Source organism: Gilvibacter sp., assembly GCF_013214815.1.
Taxonomy (GTDB): Bacteria; Bacteroidota; Bacteroidia; order Flavobacteriales; family Flavobacteriaceae; genus Gilvibacter.
Genome location: NZ_JABSPU010000103.1, coordinates 1 through 5,760, shown reverse-complemented (window position 1 = coordinate 5,760; position 5,760 = coordinate 1). Strand labels below are relative to the sequence as shown.

The window sequence follows — 5,760 nt, the reverse complement described above, 5'->3', positions numbered from 1 at the left end:
GGTTTGTACACAAGCACCGATGCAGGCAATTCCTGGACCTTTGATGACACGCTCCCCATTACCCAGTTTTACCGTATAAAAGCGGATCCGCAGAACAGCGACAGACTCTATGGAGGCTCGCAGGACAACAGTACCTTTAGAACTACCACTGGAGGCCTTAGCGACTTTACTATCATTACCGGTGGAGACGGCTTTCAACCGCTCATTGATCCAACGGATAGCGGAACTATTTACACCCTTGCCCAACGTGGATTCTTGCAAAAGTCCATTGATGATGCAGCCAGTTTTAATGTAGTGTTGAGCGGTGTAGATGGCTCTGAGCGCAAGAATTGGGATACGCCCATAGTCTTTGACCCGGCAAACAGCAATATTGTTTACTATGGAGCCGAGCGACTGTATAAATCGGTAGACGGAGCGATCAACTGGAATGCGATCAGCCCTATTTTACACGATGGTCCTTACCCGGGTAACAACGGCTTTGGAACTTTGACGAGCATAGGTGTTTCTGCCTTTGATTCAGATAAGATCATTATTGGTTATGACGACGGGAATATTTGGACCACCACTGATGGTGGGAGCAATTGGACGCAGGTTTCAACTGCTTTGCCAGACAGATGGGTAACCAAAGTGCTCACCTCTCGTTTTGATGCCAACACCCTTTATGTGACCCTTTCTGGTTATCGTTTTGGAGAAGATAACGGGCATGTTTATAAGAGTACGGACTTTGGTGCAACTTGGACCAATATTGGCACTTCATTGCCGGATATTCCTGTGAATGACATAGTACAAGACGCTTTTGGAAACTTATTTTTAGGGACCGATATTGGTGTTTTAGGTTCTGAAGATGAAGGGACCACTTGGGTTCCTATTGGAGCTAATATGCCTGCTGTCGTGGTAACTGATCTGGATATTCATGAGGCTGACGAATTGCTTTTCGCAGCGACTTACGGAAGATCCAGTTATAAATTAGACATTAGTGTGAATGTACTAAGCACGGATGAATTCACTGCGGATGCGGAGCTGATCTTAGCGCCGAACCCAGTGAACGGGCTTTTGAACATAACGAGTTCTCTGCCTTTGCAGGATGCTTCTGTTAGCGTTTACAATGCTCTAGGGCAAAAGGTTTTAGAGTTACCATTTTCTCAATCCATAGATGTTAGCGAACTGCAGGCAGGCGTGTACTTTTTACAACTTACAAGCGCTGAGGGAACACAGACCAAGCGTTTTATAAAACGATAAGCTATAAACTATCAGCAGACATTAGATTGGCTCTTTGCGCAGCTTCCTATGTACCAAAGGGTCGGGGGCGCTGCGTATAAGATCGATCTTTCCAACACTCGAGCGCTATGCGAGCATCTCGGGAATCCCGAGCAGGGTTTTAAAAGTATTCACGTTGCGGGAACCAATGGCAAAGGATCTTGCAGTCATATGCTAGCCTCTGTTTTAATGGCGGCCGGATACAAGGTTGGTTTGTACACCTCTCCGCATTTAAAGGACTTTAGAGAGCGTATTAAGATCAATGGAAAGCCTATTGGCAAGCGAGCGGTTGTTCAATTTGTAGCGGCTCACAAAGACTTTTTTGAGCAACAGCAATTGTCCTTTTTTGAGATGACTGTTGGTATGGCCTTTAAGTATTTTGAAGAAGAGCAGGTTGATATTGCCGTAGTTGAGGTAGGCCTTGGAGGCCGATTGGATTCTACCAATGTCATCAGTCCGGAGGTTGGAATCATTACCAATATTGGGTTTGATCATATGCAGTTTTTGGGCAATACATTAGAATCTATTGCTGCAGAAAAGGCAGGGATCATAAAACCGGGAATTCCAGTAGTCATAGGAGAAACTACACCTGAGACCAAAAAGGTCTTTAAGACCAAGGCTCAAGATGTGGGAGCGCCTATTTTTTATGCAGAAGATCACCCTTTTTCAAGCTATCCACTAGATCTCAAAGGTGATTATCAAAAACAGAATTCCAGAACGGTGCTAATCGCTTTAGAGCAATTGAAAAAAAGAGGTTTTAATGTTCCCGATGTTGCTATAAAGATGGGATTGAGCCAAGTCATTAAGACTACTGGTCTATTAGGACGATGGCAGCAGCTCGGTGAATCACCAACAATCATTGCAGATACGGCGCATAACAAAGAAGGCTTGACTATTGTGCTGAACCAGTTGAAAAATGCGAGCTATGACCAATTGCATTTGGTACTAGGTTTTGTCAGTGATAAAAAGGTGGCAGATTTAGTTGTGATGTTCCCGGAAAATGCTCGGTACTATTTCTGCCAAGCAAAGATTCCGCGCGCAATGGACGCTCAAGAATTGCGAACTATTTTTCAAGCTCAGGGACGTAACGGTAAGGTATACAGCAGTGTAGGTAGAGCTCTTGGGGCAGCAAAAAGAAAGGCTTCAAAAACAGATTTGATTTATGTGGGTGGAAGCACCTTCACCGTGGCTGAAGTAGTCTAAATTTTTCTTCAAAAAGTATTGCACCAATAAAAAAAGAACCTATATTTGCAACCGCTTAACAAAGCAAGGGCGCGTAGCTCAGTTGGTTCAGAGCACTTGGTTTACACCCAAGGGGTCAGGGGTTCGAATCCCTTCGCGCCCACAGCAAAACCCACCTCATTTGAGGTGGGTTTTTTCATTTGCAAAAAACCGAAAGCTTGCTTTCAGGTTTTTAAGCAAATGAAAAACAACCCGGGAGGGTTGTTTTGCTGTGGTAACTCCCTTCCGGATCATCGCGCGCAAGCGCGATAATCCCAGAAGGGGGCGCTCGGGATTCTATCGAACTCTTCTATTTAAACTGTCCTGTTGTTATCAAAATTTAGTGAAACTCACTTCCTGCGCGGCAAGCCGCATGCTTCGCTAAAAATGTCCACTGGACATTTTTTATACGCTCAGCAGTCTTCGCGCCCACTTAGATAATCTTCCAAAATAGTATGCTTTCATCAGAGCGAAGCGAGTAATCCCTTCTAATATAGGCCCGTTTTTGAATCGATAATCCCAGAAGGGGGCGCTCGGGATTCTATGGAATGAGTTCTTTTCCGCTTCGCGGCTACCTCCATCAAACATCCACTGGATGTTTGGTTTTGCGTTGCAAAACTTCATTGCGGTAACCTTCCGGATCATCGCGCAAAAGCGCGATAATCCAATTAGAAGGTGGTCGCGATTCGAGGGGCTTTAGTTTCTTATCACCAGCTTTTTGGTGATTTGTTGTGTGCTGCTTTTGATTGTTGCTAGATAAACTCCTGAGTTCAATGTTAATTCAAGATTGTTTTGACCCAATTGCAGTACTTGAGCATAGACTTCTTGCCCGAGAAGATTGTAAATCTTGAGTTCTGCGTTTGAGACCGCTCCAATCTCAATATTGAATTGGCCATTTGATGGGTTAGGATATATGCTTAAGACTTCATTGAAATCTACTTCAGTGACGTTGAGGACAGCACTGACGTTTTTGAACAAAAAAGATCCGCGTACTGGAGAACTGGTTGTGGTTCCGCCAATCACTATATCTAGTAGATCATCTCCATCAACATCCGCTACGGCGTGAGTAGAAAGATAAGCTCCTGTAAATTCACTTGATAGCGCAAAATTGTTTCCTCCGAGGTTTTCATATATGTGACTGAAGATATTCGGTAGACCGCCATTCGCAGAGCCAATTACAAAAATGTCTAAGTCCCCGTCGTTATCAAAATCGTGCATAGATGTTTCACCGTCTGCTGCTAAGCCAAGTATAGGCGCGTCGGTAAGTTGAGTGAATGTATTGTCTCCATTGTTGCGATAGAATTCAGTAATGAAATCGCCAGTGACACTACTGCCTGAAATAACGATATCTAAATCTTCATCGCCATCAGTATCTCCAGGGGCGATATCTCCGAACTCAACACCATTGAATCCAGCATCAACCACCAGTGAGAAGTCACCATTCCCATCATTAGTGTACAAACGCGTAACGGTGTTGTCTGAGCTATCCTTTCCGCAGATAATAAGATCCAGGTCATCATCGTCATCGTAATCAGATAAATCCAATACTCCGCCAACGCCGGTAACTCCCATAGTAGTATCTAAGCTAAAATTACCGTTGCCGTCGTTGATGTACTTTACAACATCTTCAATGCCACTGTGTCCGCCAGAAAATACTATGTCTTGGTCATCATCTCCATCAATGTCACCAAAGTTGAAATAGCCGTTTTCCAAACTCTCAAAGGGTGATCCCGTTACTTCGGTAAAGTTACCGTCACCATCATTGGTGTAAAGCTTGGTTAGCGCAATACCACCGCCGGTAAATCCAGAAATCAGGAGGTCAAGGTCGTCATCGGTGTCAATGTTCGCTAGGCCAATCTTGCTAACGCGAATATTCTCAATGCCGTGATCGTTTACTGCAGTAAAATTTCCTGCCCCGTCGTTGAGGTAAATTGTGGTTAAGGCACCGTGGGTAGTACCGTCGCTCATATTCCCTGATCCTGTTGCGATAAGGTCCATATCACCATCACCGTCAAGATCTGCAAATTCCATGTCTCCTGTGTCCGATCCTTGTAAGAAGGGTTGGGGATCTGCGAGTTCCATTTGTATGTTTTGGGCAAAAAGAAGGGAGCTGCCGCCCAAAATAAGGGCAGCCAGTAGGTTATACTTTTTCATAGTGTTTAATTGGTTAGCTCGTCAATAAAACAATCAAAAGACTCAAATTCCTACTGTCTTGATCTTATTGCAAGCCGAGTGAATTTCACGAAATTATTTATAAAGTCCAATTAATCAATTACTTGAGGTGTTTTTCCTTGCTTTAAATTAATTGACAATCCACCCAATCTGCTAACATGTGCATGAGTAAACCCAGACCGATATAGCGCAATGGATTCTTAAACAAAACAAGTAACAAATAACCTCCAATGGCATAATAGGTGTGCAGCGGATGAACGTTAATGCTGCAGCGGTTGGGATCAAATATAGGATCGGCTAAAAGGTGATCAAGATCGATCAACATGGTCGCCAGAAATATCAGATACGCCTTTTTCCAATCCTTTCTGTAAAAGAGCAGCGCCACCAATAAGGGGAAAATAAAGTGAAGGCCGTAATGGATTAGGGGGCGCAAGGATATATGAGATTTTTACTTTTCAAAATTAGGGTTTTATCCGCTTAAATCTATTGGCTATTCTTGCTCGGACTTGGTAGAATAAATATCTTTGTATTAAGGGTCATTAACTCAGTTGGTTCAGAGTGTTACCTTGACAGGGTAGAAGTCACTGGTTCGAATCCAGTATGACCCACATTAAGCACAATCCCAATGCATTTGCATTGGGATTTTTAGTTCTAGGCCACATTGAAAGTTTACTTTCATGAGTGGTCACGAACTAAAAATCTTAAAGGTGCGAAGCGCCTTTTTGAATTGTATTTACAGGAGTGCGGTTAGATGGATGCCTCAGGCAATCCAGATTACAGAAGCAGCGAAGCTGCATCTTAAGGATGCTATTTGCAACTTTGGCGATGATTGGATCACGACTAAAGGGAGTAATCCTATTGGCAATTTGTCGCTTTACTAAAAAAAATGTGTTTTCCGCTAACGCGGGTACTTCACTCAAATGTCCACCGGACATTTGATTTTGCTTTGCAAAATGTCGTTGCGTAAGGATCACGAGCGCAGCGAGTAATCCAAATCTCCGCGCCAGGGATTAAAGCGGCATCCTTTGTGCGAAGCGCAAAGATAAAGCAGAAAGCCCGGTCCTGTAGTGAACTTGTTCCACTACAGGGGGCGCCCAAAAATCACTCCTC

4 protein-coding genes and 2 tRNA genes are annotated in these 5,760 nt (G+C 43.8%); 4 read left to right on the top strand and 2 right to left on the bottom strand.

Features of this window, described 5'->3' with window-relative positions; translation table 11 throughout:
- The 3 genes from HRT75_RS13860 to HRT75_RS13850 all read left to right on the top strand — a co-directional run.
- The coding region (locus HRT75_RS13860; RefSeq protein WP_291187935.1) for a T9SS type A sorting domain-containing protein at positions 1 to 1,239 on the top strand (1,239 nt) is incomplete at its 5' end.
- Positions 1,240 to 1,287: 48 nt separating this feature from the next.
- Positions 1,288 to 2,460, top strand: coding sequence for a folylpolyglutamate synthase/dihydrofolate synthase family protein (locus HRT75_RS13855; RefSeq protein ID WP_366665084.1), 1,173 nt, complete (start codon positions 1,288 to 1,290; stop codon positions 2,458 to 2,460).
- A gap of 67 nt (positions 2,461 to 2,527) precedes the next feature.
- Positions 2,528 to 2,602: transfer RNA gene (locus HRT75_RS13850), tRNA-Val, on the top strand.
- A 572-nt stretch (positions 2,603 to 3,174) separates the two neighbouring features.
- On the opposite strand, the gene HRT75_RS13845 is transcribed toward HRT75_RS13850, so the two are convergent.
- Together HRT75_RS13845 and HRT75_RS13840 are read right to left on the bottom strand one after the other, a co-directional pair.
- Positions 3,175 to 4,632, bottom strand: a complete 1,458-nt coding sequence (locus tag HRT75_RS13845) for a T9SS type A sorting domain-containing protein (protein WP_291187932.1) — start codon at positions 4,630 to 4,632, stop codon at positions 3,175 to 3,177.
- 142 nt (positions 4,633 to 4,774) lie between these two features.
- Positions 4,775 to 5,083 carry a DUF6122 family protein gene (locus HRT75_RS13840; protein ID WP_366665083.1) on the bottom strand — a complete coding sequence of 103 codons (309 nt, stop codon included), beginning with the start codon at positions 5,081 to 5,083 and terminating at the stop codon, positions 4,775 to 4,777.
- Positions 5,084 to 5,183: 100 nt separating this feature from the next.
- Here HRT75_RS13840 and HRT75_RS13835 point away from each other — a divergent pair.
- Positions 5,184 to 5,258, top strand: a tRNA-Val gene (locus HRT75_RS13835).
- The last annotated feature ends 502 nt before the right edge of the window (positions 5,259 to 5,760 follow it).

Bases quoted from the DNA above. Each gene is read 5' to 3' on its own strand.
- HRT75_RS13845 (WP_291187932.1), bottom strand. From the start codon at position 4,632: ATGAAAAAGTATAACCTACTGGCTGCCCTTATTTTGGGCGGCAGCTCC.
- HRT75_RS13855 (WP_366665084.1), top strand. From the start codon at position 1,288: ATGTACCAAAGGGTCGGGGGCGCTGCGTATAAGATCGATCTTTCCAAC.